Annotated in this window: 15 protein-coding genes; 2 read left to right on the top strand and 13 right to left on the bottom strand. The window is 45.6% G+C overall.

Features of this window, described 5'->3' with window-relative positions:
- Positions 1-34: 34 nt before the first annotated feature.
- The 3 genes from dapB to MHH57_RS14405 are packed head-to-tail and all read right to left on the bottom strand — an operon-like array spanning position 35 to position 1768.
- The gene (gene dapB, locus MHH57_RS14395) at positions 35-838 is read right to left on the bottom strand and encodes a 4-hydroxy-tetrahydrodipicolinate reductase (RefSeq protein WP_029517359.1); all 804 of its coding nucleotides are present in this window, start codon (positions 836-838) and stop codon (positions 35-37) included.
- Between the two features lie 31 nt (positions 839-869).
- Positions 870-1388 carry a tetratricopeptide repeat protein gene (locus MHH57_RS14400; RefSeq protein WP_029517358.1) on the bottom strand — a complete coding sequence of 173 codons (519 nt, stop codon included), beginning with the start codon at positions 1386-1388 and terminating at the stop codon, positions 870-872.
- Between the two features lie 50 nt (positions 1389-1438).
- Positions 1439-1768, bottom strand: coding sequence for a nucleotide pyrophosphohydrolase (locus tag MHH57_RS14405; protein WP_029517357.1), 330 nt, complete (start codon positions 1766-1768; stop codon positions 1439-1441).
- A 213-nt stretch (positions 1769-1981) separates the two neighbouring features.
- Here MHH57_RS14405 and MHH57_RS14410 point away from each other — a divergent pair, with 213 nt between their 5' ends.
- Positions 1982-2851, top strand: coding sequence for a YitT family protein (locus MHH57_RS14410; RefSeq protein ID WP_029517356.1), 870 nt, complete (start codon positions 1982-1984; stop codon positions 2849-2851).
- A 76-nt stretch (positions 2852-2927) separates the two neighbouring features.
- Here MHH57_RS14410 and MHH57_RS14415 read toward each other — a convergent pair whose 3' ends face one another.
- From MHH57_RS14415 to MHH57_RS14450, 8 genes are all read right to left on the bottom strand, one after another.
- Positions 2928-3773 (bottom strand): sporulation protein YpjB, encoded by an 846-nt coding sequence (locus MHH57_RS14415; protein ID WP_318627165.1) that lies wholly within the window; start codon positions 3771-3773, stop codon positions 2928-2930.
- A gap of 132 nt (positions 3774-3905) precedes the next feature.
- Positions 3906-4550 carry a DUF1405 domain-containing protein gene (locus MHH57_RS14420; protein WP_342434247.1) on the bottom strand — a complete coding sequence of 215 codons (645 nt, stop codon included), beginning with the start codon at positions 4548-4550 and terminating at the stop codon, positions 3906-3908.
- Between the two features lie 172 nt (positions 4551-4722).
- On the bottom strand, positions 4723-4902 hold the full coding sequence (locus tag MHH57_RS14425) for an IDEAL domain-containing protein (RefSeq protein WP_013371655.1): 180 nt from the start codon (positions 4900-4902) through the stop codon (positions 4723-4725).
- 22 nt (positions 4903-4924) lie between these two features.
- Entirely contained in the window at positions 4925-5431 is a 507-nt protein-coding gene (locus tag MHH57_RS14430; protein ID WP_039271101.1) for a gamma carbonic anhydrase family protein, read from the bottom strand.
- Positions 5432-5483: 52 nt separating this feature from the next.
- Entirely contained in the window at positions 5484-6593 is a 1110-nt protein-coding gene (locus tag MHH57_RS14435; protein WP_342434248.1) for a hypothetical protein, read from the bottom strand.
- 166 nt (positions 6594-6759) lie between these two features.
- Positions 6760-7362 (bottom strand): histidine phosphatase family protein, encoded by a 603-nt coding sequence (locus MHH57_RS14440; protein WP_029517351.1) that lies wholly within the window; start codon positions 7360-7362, stop codon positions 6760-6762.
- Between the two features lie 70 nt (positions 7363-7432).
- Positions 7433-8059 (bottom strand): hypothetical protein, encoded by a 627-nt coding sequence (locus MHH57_RS14445; protein WP_029517350.1) that lies wholly within the window; start codon positions 8057-8059, stop codon positions 7433-7435.
- On the bottom strand, positions 8056-8652 hold the full coding sequence (locus MHH57_RS14450) for an RNA polymerase sigma factor (RefSeq protein WP_013310707.1): 597 nt from the start codon (positions 8650-8652) through the stop codon (positions 8056-8058). Before MHH57_RS14450 ends, MHH57_RS14445 begins: the two co-directional genes overlap by 4 nt.
- Before the next feature lie 708 nt (positions 8653-9360).
- Here MHH57_RS14450 and MHH57_RS14455 point away from each other — a divergent pair.
- Positions 9361-9975, top strand: a complete 615-nt coding sequence (locus tag MHH57_RS14455) for a class I SAM-dependent methyltransferase (RefSeq protein ID WP_029517349.1) — start codon at positions 9361-9363, stop codon at positions 9973-9975.
- Positions 9976-10263: 288 nt separating this feature from the next.
- Here MHH57_RS14455 and MHH57_RS14460 read toward each other — a convergent pair whose 3' ends face one another.
- Both MHH57_RS14460 and hisC read right to left on the bottom strand, forming a co-directional pair.
- Positions 10264-11352 (bottom strand): prephenate dehydrogenase, encoded by a 1089-nt coding sequence (locus tag MHH57_RS14460; protein WP_069012433.1) that lies wholly within the window; start codon positions 11350-11352, stop codon positions 10264-10266.
- Positions 11353-11378: 26 nt separating this feature from the next.
- Positions 11379-12482: a histidinol-phosphate transaminase gene (hisC, locus tag MHH57_RS14465; RefSeq protein WP_342434249.1), complete on the bottom strand. Its 1104-nt coding sequence runs from the start codon at positions 12480-12482 to the stop codon at positions 11379-11381.
- Positions 12483-12496 lie beyond the last annotated feature (14 nt).

Raw genomic sequence — 12496 nt, forward strand, 5'->3', positions numbered from 1 at the left:
CTATAATTTCATTCGTCCAATCATTCGCGTATTCTTAATCGATGTAATGCTCAAATCCATATACAAGCCCTGGCTGCTCCATGACCTTCTGAATACCGATTTTAACACCCGGCATATAGCCCGCCCGTTCATAAGAATCCTGACGAATCTTCAGAGATTGTCCAAACCCTCCGAATATCACTTCTTGCTGTGCGAACACACCGGGAAGACGGACACTGTGGACACGAAACCCTTGATAGTAACCTCCCCGTGATCCTTCTAACGTTTCTTCCTCTTCCGGGTTACCCTGTCGCAGCTCTTCACGCTGTTCGGCGATCAGCTCTGCGGTCTTAATGGCTGTGCCCGATGGCGCGTCCAATTTTTGGTCACCATGATATTCGATAATTTCCAGATGTGGGAAGTATTTCGCTGCCTGAGCCGCAAACCGCATCATCAAAATGACGCCAATTGAAAAGTTTGGCGCGATCAGACCACCAATTTGCTGCTCACGACACTGCTTGTCCAGTTCATCAATCTGTTCGGGAGTAAACCCTGTTGTTCCGATAACCGGACGAACTCCATGCTTGATAGCAAGCTCTGTATGTGCATATGCAAAACGCGGCCCCGTAAAATCGACCATGACATCCGCTCGGCTATCCAGTAATGCCTGCTCCACATCCTCCACAATAGCGATACCCGCTTCCGGTAGTCCGACGAGAAGGCCGGCATCACTGCCGGCATGTGTTCTGTTCACTGCGGCCACAAGCTGTAGTTCCTCATCTTGAAGAACCAATTTGACAACTTCACGGCCCATACGCCCTGCTGCTCCTACAACAGCCACTTTTATTGGTTCTGACATATCCCTACAACTCCTTATGCATCCATTTGTGCTAGATCTGTTCATTCATCTGCTGGCATAACTTCTTCATGAGGTTGGCAAGCTGCACATTGTGAGGAAACAGTGCAGCCGCCTCACGAGCAGCCTGCACAGCCAGCTTATACTCATTCATTTCGTCATAAATCAATGCGAGCAGCAAAAAAGCATCCCCACATAACGGATCGAGGGCTATTGCTCGTTCCAGTAACAAGATCGCATCCTGACGCACCTGCGGCGTAGCTCTGTCGACATCCAGCATTTTTCTGGCCTTCTCCGTATGCTGCCTGGCTTCCTGCGCATGTAGATGGAGAACATATTCATCCTGCTGTGGAGCGAGACGAACCGCATGCTCTGCATATGCGAGAGCCTGCTCCAAACGACCACTACGAGCATAGGTAACCGAGCACCGGAAATAATGCTCCGCATGATCAGGCTGAGCTGAAATTGCTTTTTCAAACCATTCCACGGCCTGCTCAAAATCGTTCTGCAAAATGCACTGATAAGCTTTCTGAACGTATTCCTCCGCCTTCATGACACTGCACCTCCGGGTAACCGGTTTGGTACAGCATATGTACAAAGCGCCTAATCGGTGTCCTTTTTGGTCCAACGATTCGCATCACGCGTGTTAAATTTATGCATAACCTTATCATGTGCCTCGGTCAAATTTATACCTAGCGAGTTCGCAAAGCAGATGGTGATGAACAAAATGTCCCCCAGCTCCAGCTCAATGGAATTGTCCGCCTCATCCGTTTTTTTCGGTTTCTCGCCAAAGGAGTGATTGACTTCCCTCGCCAGTTCCCCGACTTCCTCAGACATCCGGGCCAACATCGCTAAAGGGCTAAAATACCCTTCCTTAAATTGAGATATATACTGGTCTACCTCACGTTGAATTTCATCTAATGATTTTTCCATGAAACACGCAATCCCCCCATGTGCAGGTTTATTCATATGTTATCGTAAAGCACATTTTAAAACAAATTTTTTTTAATTGTGAACTTACGACCCCAACTTACTGTCATCAGTCTTTTAAAGCTACCGTAAAAAGGTATACTACATATAAGGAGCTGCGATTAGCAAAATCAGTATGAAGTCGTTCTTCCTTAAACTGCTACTGCGAGGGATTATATGAAGATATCCAAGTCCATGGAACAGCTTAAAATGATTTTACCCATTGTGCTCGGGACCGCCATCTATGCATTCGGTCTGCTTTATTTTATTATACCCAGTAAACTGATGGAAGGTGGTATTACTGGGATCACCCTGCTGCTCAATTATGCTTTTTCGATTTCACCCTCTCTCTCCACATTGCTTCTGAACATTCCTTTATTTTTAATTGGATGGAAAATGCTTGGGGGCAAGCAAATTCTATATACAGGGGTAGGTATTGGGTCGCTCACTTTTTTTCTGTGGTTGTATGAAAAAATGATTCATCTCGGATGGATGGGAACATTTCAAACTGAACACGATTTTATACTTTCTTCATTATATGCGGGGGTTACGCTTGGGGCCGGATTAGGTATTGTGTTCCGCTTTGGCGGCACCACGGGCGGCTCGGATATAATCGCTCGTATTCTAAACCGGAAGTTTGGCTGGAGTATGGGAAGGATTATGCTGGTCATTGATATCGTCATTATCGGTGCTTCACTACTTTACATACCAAAAGAAAAAATTCTATATACATTAGTCGCCGTGTTCATCGCGTCCAAGATTATTGATTTTATACAAGAAGGCGCCTATTCCGCCAGAGCCTTTATGATTATCAGCGACCACACGATGGACATTGCGGATATTATTATTAGAGACATGGATCGCGGAGTTACTATTATTCCGGCTGTAGGTGCATTTTCCAAGCAGGCCAAGCATGTTGCCTATTGTGTCGTGCCTCGTCAGGAAATACGACGTTTGCACCAAATTGTTAAATCGGTTGATCCACGGGCGTTTATTATCATACAGGATGTGCATGATGTACATGGAGAGGGGTTCAAAGAGGAATAGCCCGGAAATCCGGGCGATGGGCTAACATATATGGATGGCTCAGCAGCCAACGACGCGAATGTTCGAATTTGCATCGTTATCCAGAGAAACCAGCTCGATATTTACGATAACCTGCATAGACCAGCGCCAGCAGAACAATCATGCCGATTGCCAATTCTGCCCGGCGCTCACTTTCACGCGGGATAAATGGCGCCAGTGCAGTGGCGTCTTTTTCACGTCCAAACAAGGCATTAAACGTCGGATTTCCCTGATCCAACGCCCCTCTAATGGCTAAGGCATCTGCGTATTGCTGATCACCCAATCCTTTGACGTAGGAAATCCATGAATCAGCCCGGACAACCTCACTTGTTCTGCCATGTATCAATGCTGCTGTACGAATCGTCTCATAATGGTCCTCCAGCACTGCGGCTCCAGCTTTGAAACCCTTCATGTTACCTTTAGCAAACTGGCTGTTCAAACCGCTAACATCTTCTTTTAAAATCTTATAATACTGCTGCCATAAGGGCTGACGCGGATGTGCAAGCGCATCTGTCGCAAGTCGTAAAGTGGCCGCAGCCTTCACCCACTCATCTGGTGATACTTGGACGGACTGTGTAGCTTGCTGCACCTCAAGGATGCTGCCGGACAAAGCATGAATGGCCTCTACAGATAACGCTGCCTGCACCTGTCCGGTGCCAAACCATCGACTCACCTCGGCTACATCCGCGCGCGCTTTTTCAATGTTCCCGTCCATCACATCCCGGTACAGTATCGCAGCTGCATGATCCAGTTCCTCAATTTCTTTTGTATTTCCTATGGGTTTTGATTGATCACGCGCTTCTGCCACACCTGGAGGGACGCAGACGGACAGCATCAGGACCATAGATAATACAACACTCGAAACAATACGTATCGTAATTTGAAACGTCTGACCCCTAATCATGGGACATCCCTCCTCACCTTACTGTATGGCAAGGTTACCGGGACTAGAACTTTCTTCAAAATCAAAACCAAAACTTTGTGTAGCTAAATGATTAAAGCTCTTTCTTATTTTATGATCATCACGGATTCCTTTCTATTTCTTCACTTCTACTCTCATTCGATTGCGCGCAAACATGGCAAGCCATGCTGCTACGATACTGACAAGGGTTAGCATATAGGTAAACGCACGCACTTGCGGTACATTATCCATTAGCGTCTTTGGAAGATACGGATATATACCAAATGTATAATCCATCGTATCATTTAACAATGTCCAGAGTGCGGCTAGGCATAAAGCAGTCCATTTGCAGGTGAAAAAACGCACGAACAGTAACGCTTCGACCGCCATTGCCGTGTGAGATGCCACCAGCATCCAATCCTGCCATATCATATGTCCCCCCTGCGCAACTCCCCAAAAAATAATAGCTGAAGCCCATATGCCATATTTTACACTCGTGACAACAGCCAACGCCTCCATGATCTGTCGAATGACCTTCAAGCTCTTGAGACGCGGAGAATAGAGCAAAAATGCTATAGAGATCGTAAAAAACAGACTCGCCGTCGGACTATCAGGCACAAATACAATCTGCCACATCGGATGATAATTTAGAGTATATTCCAACTGCCCCCCATACCATATGTACCCATACACTGTTCCTACCAGATTACACCAGAACAGCAGCCACAAAAAAGGCCGGCTCGTCAAGAACGACCGGCTCCACAAATAAGATAACGACACGCCCTTCATCCTCCGTTCATACGACGGTTGCCTTGTACAGGCCCATCCTACAAAAACTATATCATATCCAAGCGTACCAAAAAAACCTGACCGCCGCTACAGTCAGGTTTGATGATTATAATCTCGAACTAACAATTGGTCTGAAATCCAACTTAGGGTTCCTAAGATTATTCTAACTCATTGCTTTCAGCTCATCCGTAAGATGACGAAAAGCTACTTCATCTCCGGAGGCTAGCGCCTCATCAATATCCTTGTAGAGTTTTTCACTCCGGTGTTTACGTAATGCCTCGTCCAAAACCATTTCAGCAGACAGGCCCAACATTACTTCATAAGTAACCTTCATTTTATCCATAGGATGCACCTCCAACATGAGTTTAAGAGATCCTATATTCTTTTCCTTTCGCCACATAGCTGAGTGCCGTTCGTGACATCCGCTGCAAATCTGCATCTGTCAATTCGCGCACCACTTTGGCAGGTGTACCGAGAGAAAGAGTATAGGGTGGTATTTTGGTATTTTCCGTAACGACCGACCCTGCTCCTATTAAAGCATATTCACCAAGCTCCGCTCCGTTGAGTACAATGGCCCCCATACCGATTAAAGTGCCTTTGCCTACCGTACAACCGTGGATTATTGCAGCATGACCTATCGAAATGTCATCCGCCAGCAACAGGGGCTGATCCGTGTTCACATGTCCCACGACACCGTCCTGAATATTGCAGCGTTCACCGATGATGATAGGCGCCATATCTCCGCGCAGTACGGCATTAAACCATACAGAGGAATCTTGGCCGATCGTTACTTTTCCGACAATTTTTGCTCCTTCTGCCACATAGACAGATGAATGGAGCTGTGGCATGTTTCCGGTATAGTGAATCAGCATCAACTTCACCCTCTCTTTTTGGGTGAAATTCTATCAACATGTGTGTTGCTTGTCAATGGAGCCGTATACCCGAGTCCTTCCGCCCAATGCGGCACTCTCCCGCCAACTTCAGCCCCCAGGCCGTCATCTGTACAGAGGATCCCGTCGGATGTTCACCCTGACGAAGCATACCCAAGTGAAGCATCATTCGTATAATTCTCTGATCAAAGACCGAACGGGGCGTATCATAGTAAAACGGTCGAATCAGTGGGCCGATATGTACAAAAAGCGACTCTGAGGACGTCCACGGCCTGGCACATTCTCCAATCCAGTAGACTAGAGAAAGCAAATTAGGAACGGCTCCTTTATACAGTCTTAACCAAAACCTGAATAGCTGTATCATTTCTTCCTCAATTGTATGCTCCTGATGCGCTTCTCCCTTTGCTGTCAGCACAACCTGGTCCCCTTTCTCCTCGATGTACTTGGAGTGACGGGCATAATCATACAGTAGGGCCATTCGGTCTGGATAAAACTTAAAAGAGGAACCATACCCGAAACGCCATCCTCCCTTACCCAAAAGCGGCTCCGCAATGTGCAAATGCTCCATCAGCTGCTGCTGATTGCGACGATACCAAGCCCCCTCGGGATTTAGCGGGACCTCATGCTGCCCCATGTATTGAAGGAAAAGCCGTAAATCCTCTGCCAGTAGATGCCCTTCATCCCGGTACGATGACGGTTCGCTTACCCGTGTCATTCCGCTTTGGAAGTCATGTACCATAACACGTCGAAAGCGCTCCTTCATATCCAACGGAATTTGGAACAAATACCTCGTGTTGTGCGTCGAACCGTTGAACAACCAGCCACTAGAACGCAGACGGGTCACAATATCTCTTGGCCGCTCACCAGGATTTTCGTCCTCCTCAACAGACTGTTTGGCTATTGCAATCAATTCCTCCATGCTGAAATACGGTCGGTCATCGAACAGCAGTGCGTTCAAAAACCTTACCTCTGACAACCTCAGCTCCTTGACCTGCGCCTCAAAAAAACTACTGCTGCCGAGCTTCGTCAAAATCCCCTGGATCAACTCATGCTTGGAATTAGGTTTACAGTCACAATCGTAATACACCGCGATTCTGTTCAAATGCACAATATCCGCAAATGTCAGCATATCCGCCAGATTCATTGTTCCATCGCCTCGTCACTGGACTGTCATCCGGAATTGATTCTTACCTGTTGTACCCACAGCTTTGACGGATTGTTCAAACTCTAAACCTCTTTTTTTGCAAAGGTATAATTAAAAAACAAAAAAGACCACGACTTCTACGATGAGTAGAAGCCGTGGTCTTTTACTAACTTTTTGAGTTACAGTCACTTTTCTCTTGCAAATGCTTCGTGCAATTATACAAAAGTGGTGCCCAATCCATATCCTCACGCTGAAGTATACTAAGTGACAAATTGCCGATTCGTTCCGTGAATTTTTCCTGATACAGAGCCTTATACAAATTAGCCAAAAAACCGCCGTGGGAAACGACCAGCAGATTCTTGTCCCGATTTTCCGTCCAAATGGCCTCCATAAAACCTAGCCCGCGAAGCTGAAGATCCGCATCGCTTTCCTGCCCTAGATCCAGCAGATGCCAGTCGACTCCCCACTTCTCTTCACGCTCGGCCTGTGTCATGCCCTCGACCTGACCATAAGCACGTTCTCTTAGTCGATCATCAGATTCTAGCAACGGAAGATGCAGAGCAGAAGCAATAATCTCCCCGGTCTCTTTCGCTCTGGAGAGACTACTTGTAATAAGCCCGTCCCAATGATAAGACTCTCTCTTTAATCGTTCTGCAAGCAAGCGTGCCTGCTGGCGTCCTTCCTCATTTAACGGAATATCACTGTGGCCCTGGATTTTCCCTACCGCATTCCAATCCGTCAATCCATGTCTGATCAAGCCAATAAGCATCGTGTCTTTTCCTCCGCTGTTTTGTTATTCAGGCATTGTTATGAATTCATATTGGAGTCCAGCTGTCCTGCTAACTTCTGACCCTTCTCGTCCGATGGATCCAGCCCAGAGAAAATAAAGCAAGCGCAAGTGCCAATACAGACAACAGCATCCAGTATTGCGGATAAGTAGGAACAATGCTAGCAACCAGCGGGTCCATAATGCCACTATTCACATCTTTAATGTGGTATTGATATTGTGGAGATGTACTTGTAGTTTCCAACAGGCCTGTCGGTAAAATACCCGTATCCATGACAGGAGCTGCTTGAGGGGGATTTTCCTTAGAGGAGCTTCCATTCCAGTTCAAAAACAAAAAGCTGCATAAAAATACGGCCAAGAAGCCAGCGATCCATACAGACATATACTTACGGGCTGCTGGGTTCACACGCGCACGTCGATGCTCACCCGGAACAAGCCACGGTGATTCTTCATAAATTCGATCCATGACTCTGCGATTCATGGCCTCTAGCTTATCATCTGTTATTTCAAAGGAAATATCACGAATAGCGGATCGATTTTCTTTTGACAAATCCCACTCTTTTTCTTCCGAACCATGTTCCCACCCAGCAGACGAGCTTTTGGCCCGTCTGCGCTCCGAGTCTTGTTTCGATACATTTTTGCCTGTAGCGAACAAATCCTCAGTGTCCCTGGATTTCATTGGCTGCTCATCCCTTCGTTTTCCTCATAGAGAGGCTCAAAAAAATAAGGCTCCAACTGCGTCTTCACACTGGTTCTTGCCCGGAAAAGCAACGACTTCACCGCACTGACGGTCTGTCCTAAAATAGTCGCAATCTCCTGATAATCTAATTGCTCATATTCACGCAAAATCAGCGCAGATCGCTGCTTCTCAGGCAATCTATTGATCGCTTCACGAACCATCTCTACCTTCTCACCGCGAAGGACAGCCTGCTCCGGAATTACATCCGATGGAGCTACCGGTACATAACCGCTCTCCTCCAATGGAACCTGACCGCTACGGTGCTTGCGAAGCTCACTTAGCACCGTATTGCGTGCAATTGTATATAACCAAGTGGAGAACGATGCGTCTACCTCGCGAAAAGAGTGCAGGCTCCGATACGCTTTGTAAAACGTCTCCGAGCATAAGTCCTCAGCAATCATTTCCAGGTTCGAACTTTTCAGCATATGATAAACAAAAGCTAAAATTTTACGTTGGTGACGCCTCATTAATTCTGAATAAACCTCAACATTACCTTGTTTGATTTCCTGAATCATCTGGGAATCTGTCATCATCCGAGTGAGACCCTCCTCGCCCATACATGTGCTGTTTTCCCGTTCGATTCTGTCTATATATACCGAACAGGTCAAAAAAAGTTGCGCCCTCTGCGCAAATGGATGAAACAGCATCATGGGAACATTTGTTATTTTCTTACCCTATGTAGTGCCAACATTAACGGTGCTATCCCCAACAATATTCAACGTCCAAAATGGACTTACCCATTGTACCACAAAATGGACTTACCCATTGTACCACAAAATGACCGCCAGTAAAAAAGTCCAAAATCCCCACGATTTCCATCAATGCCTCCCTAACGCTGGCAACTAATTCATTTATACAGCTTTTCAATGGATTTTAAATTTTTTCAAGATTAAATGACAAACCTACTGAAAGCGTGCCATCAAATAAACCAATAAGGATAATTACACAAAAAAAGAAAACGCTTTAAAAAAATATTGACAAAATGAAAACGTATACATATAATAAAAGTACAGTATGGTTTCTCTCCACTCCTATCCTACTCAGCTACTTCACTAAAAGTAGCTACCACCCGGGGCTTTACCCGGGTGGTCTTTTTTTTGTTTTCCAATACTCCTCTTTACCTTACTCACCTACCCCATATGTGGGTTGATAAAATACATCAATATTTCACCAATTATTTGGTTGTCCTATTAAAACACATTATTATATAATTAATTTTTTCAATAGATAGGGGGCAGGAAATGAATAATAAGTGGAACAAGGCTGTATATAAGATTTGGTCTCCAATTTATGATAACTTTTTCAATTCAGGTAGCTTCCTCAATTCTAGAAAGATCATATTTCAAGAAAAGTCATTTAATAGCGAGCAAAAAATACTTTTTGTAGGTGTAGGAACTGGAGCAGATTTAGAATTAATAAATCACTACGGGCTGGATATTACTGCCATAGATTATTCACCTGAAATGCTTAACAAAGCAAAAGATAAATTTGCCAAAACATCCATAAAATTCTTGGAAATGGATGCTCAACAAATGAATTTTATGGATGAGCAATTTGATATAGTAGTAGGAAGTTTAATTCTCTCAGTAGTACCTAACGCAAATAAATGCTTCGATGAGATGGTGCGGGTTTTGAAAAAAGACGGGGAAATTATTATTTTCGATAAGTTTTCTCCTAAAGGAAAAAAGCCCTCATTATTCAAAAAAACGATAAGGCCCGTTATTAAGGTGTTAGGAACCGATATAGGGTTGAATTTTGAAGAACTGTTTGAAACCCAAAAAACAAAACTGCGGATCAAAGAGGATGCACCTATAATGTTCAACGGTATGTATAGAAAGATAGTAATTACAAAATAACGCGTAGCTCCACTACCTCTTCAAGTAACAAAAAAGCGAGCGAAGAGAACCTTCACCCGCTTTAGATCTTTTCTTACTACTTCACTCCCAGAAAGTGTGGTGCTTTTAAGGCGGTCCATAGCGTAGAGGTTCATTTGAATCTGGAGAAGCGGAGCACTCGCCTTTGCCTGCGGGATTTTCCCCTTTGTACATATATTCAGAAAATCCGCAGACAACAGCGATCGTAAGATCAAATGAATCGCGGAGCGCAGTCCCTCCTTTAACGAACACTCATACTTTCTTCACCCTTTATACCACCACTTTATAGCCCATCGAATCCAGCAGTGTCTTGGCACGCTCCCAATCCTGCTCTTGACGGAAGGAAAGCCGCATGATGCCTGGGACATCCTCCCGGCTTTCGATGATTTGCATATTGCTCAGATTAATGCTGTGATTCCCCAGTTCCATAGCAATTCGCCCGATAATCCCTGGGGTATCCGGTACATCAATATACAGATCAAACGTAGAGACGATGACTCCTTTACGACGCTCTGGCAGTTCACTGCGGAAGTGCCCAGCTGTTAAAAACTCGTCAGCGATTCCCTCACCGTCTTGTATTCTCAGTAAATGGGTAAAACGCTCAATCTGTCCGTTCCATTCTTCCAACAGACCTAGTAAAACTTCACGATTGCTCAGTAAGATGTCCCGCCACACAACCGGATCACTAGAGGCTATCCGTGTAATATCACGGAACCCACCGGCAGCCAATGTACGGTACAACGGATTTTCATCATTGTGCTTTCGCACCTGATTCACCAGCGCTGCTGCAATAATGTGCGGAAGATGGCTAATCGCACCGACAATGTCATCGTGCATAGCTGGTTCGACACGCACAACATGAGCATTAGTATATTTTAATAAACGTTCCAGCGAGCAGTATGCTTCCTCAGGCACACCCTCTGCCGGGGAAAGCACATAATATGCATTTTCAAACAGCAACGCGGAAGCAGCCTTTACACCGGAACGCTCCGAACCAGCCATCGGATGACCACCGATAAAGTAAGCATTGCGCAAAGAAATTTCTGATGCTTTTTTGGCAATTGCCGATTTCGTGCTGCCTACATCGGTGATAATACAACCCGCTTTAAGCGGTAGCCTGCTTAACAGTTCGAGATAATACTCCAATAAGCCCACAGGTACGCATAAAAAAATAAAATCGGCATCCTCTGCCGCTTCTTCAACCGAAAGAGTCGCGGTGTCCACGACACCACGGCTTAACATCGGTTCCATCAGTTCAGGGAGATGGGCATGGCCGACAACCGAAATATCCGGCTTCCCTTTAAAACAAAGTGCGAGGGACCCACCTATCAGTCCCACGCCGAAAATGGCAATCTTCATCAATTATCAAATCCCATCTGCGGAAATTATAGGCGTACTTTCGCCGCTTCCGCCCCCAGGACCTGTTCCAGCGCACGAATAAACAACTCATTTTGCGGTTGTGATCCAACGGACACTCTAATATATGTCGGATATTTGTGATGACCTGCGCGAATAATCACACCTTTACGAAGCAACTCCTGGAATACCTCACCGGATGGACGACGTACGTCCAGCATAATAAAATTACCATGTGCTGGGAAAGACTCCAATCCCAGACGCTTCAGCTCATTTTGCAAATAAGCTCTGCCCTCTGCATTACGATCCCGGCATTCTTGAACAAATTCCTGATCTTCCAAAGCAGCAATGGCCGCAGCCTGTGCTACCCGTGAAGTATTAAACGGTTCACGAACCTGATTTATCAAGCGAATAATTGACTCAGCTCCCATACCATAACCAATGCGTAGCGAAGCAAGGCCATAGATTTTGGAGAAGGTGCGAAGTACAACCAGATTTTCATACACTGGCAACAAACGAATGCCGTCGGGATAAGAACGATCCGTCACAAACTCGGCGTAAGCTTCATCCAGCACAACCATGATATGCTTTGGTACTTGGTTCAAAAACGAAATCAGCTCCGCTTCGGGTACAATCGTGCCCGTCGGATTATTTGGATTACAGATCCAAATAATTTTTGTACGGTCATTGATGTGGGACAGCATAGCATCCAAATCATGTACACCGTCACGCAAAGGCACCTCAACTGCAACCGCTCCCTCAATTTCCACGTTACTTTTATACACGGAAAATGTCTGATCGGCCATAATGCTTTCTTCCCCAGGAAGGAGGAAAGCACGCGTAATCAACGCAATAATTTCGTCAGATCCGCAGCCATAGATAAACTGATCCTCTTTTAAACCCGTCCGTTTAGCTAATGCCTGTGTCAAAGCTACCGCACTTCCGTCAGGATATACACTAATGTTAGCAAACTCCTGTTGAATGGCCTGCAATACTTTAGGAGAGCTACCATACGGATTCTCATTCGAGGCGAGCTTGATGACTTCATCGAGTCCCAGCTCACGTTTTACGTCTTCAATCGGTTTACCGGGCTGATATACTGGCAAATGTACAATATGCGGTTTAGGTTGCATGCCCCTACCTCCTC

It is taken from the genome of Paenibacillus sp. FSL H7-0442 (genome assembly GCF_038593105.1).
Classification (GTDB): Bacteria; Bacillota; Bacilli; order Paenibacillales; family Paenibacillaceae; genus Paenibacillus; species Paenibacillus polymyxa_D.

Coding starts and splice junctions, on each gene's coding strand:
- MHH57_RS14410 (WP_029517356.1), top strand. CDS start 1,982: ATGAAGATATCCAAGTCCATGGAACAGCTTAAAATGATTTTACCCATT.
- MHH57_RS14445 (WP_029517350.1), bottom strand. CDS start 8,059: ATGAAATCCAGGGACACTGAGGATTTGTTCGCTACAGGCAAAAATGTA.
- MHH57_RS14405 (WP_029517357.1), bottom strand. CDS start 1,768: ATGGAAAAATCATTAGATGAAATTCAACGTGAGGTAGACCAGTATATA.
- MHH57_RS14440 (WP_029517351.1), bottom strand. CDS start 7,362: ATGCTTATTGGCTTGATCAGACATGGATTGACGGATTGGAATGCGGTA.
- MHH57_RS14435 (WP_342434248.1), bottom strand. CDS start 6,593: ATGAATCTGGCGGATATGCTGACATTTGCGGATATTGTGCATTTGAAC.
- MHH57_RS14450 (WP_013310707.1), bottom strand. CDS start 8,652: ATGATGACAGATTCCCAGATGATTCAGGAAATCAAACAAGGTAATGTT.
- MHH57_RS14460 (WP_069012433.1), bottom strand. CDS start 11,352: ATGAAGATTGCCATTTTCGGCGTGGGACTGATAGGTGGGTCCCTCGCA.
- dapB (WP_029517359.1), bottom strand. CDS start 838: ATGTCAGAACCAATAAAAGTGGCTGTTGTAGGAGCAGCAGGGCGTATG.
- MHH57_RS14400 (WP_029517358.1), bottom strand. CDS start 1,388: ATGAAGGCGGAGGAATACGTTCAGAAAGCTTATCAGTGCATTTTGCAG.
- MHH57_RS14425 (WP_013371655.1), bottom strand. CDS start 4,902: ATGGATAAAATGAAGGTTACTTATGAAGTAATGTTGGGCCTGTCTGCT.
- MHH57_RS14455 (WP_029517349.1), top strand. CDS start 9,361: ATGAATAATAAGTGGAACAAGGCTGTATATAAGATTTGGTCTCCAATT.
- MHH57_RS14415 (WP_318627165.1), bottom strand. CDS start 3,773: ATGATTAGGGGTCAGACGTTTCAAATTACGATACGTATTGTTTCGAGT.
- hisC (WP_342434249.1), bottom strand. CDS start 12,482: ATGCAACCTAAACCGCATATTGTACATTTGCCAGTATATCAGCCCGGT.
- MHH57_RS14430 (WP_039271101.1), bottom strand. CDS start 5,431: ATGCTGATTCACTATACCGGAAACATGCCACAGCTCCATTCATCTGTC.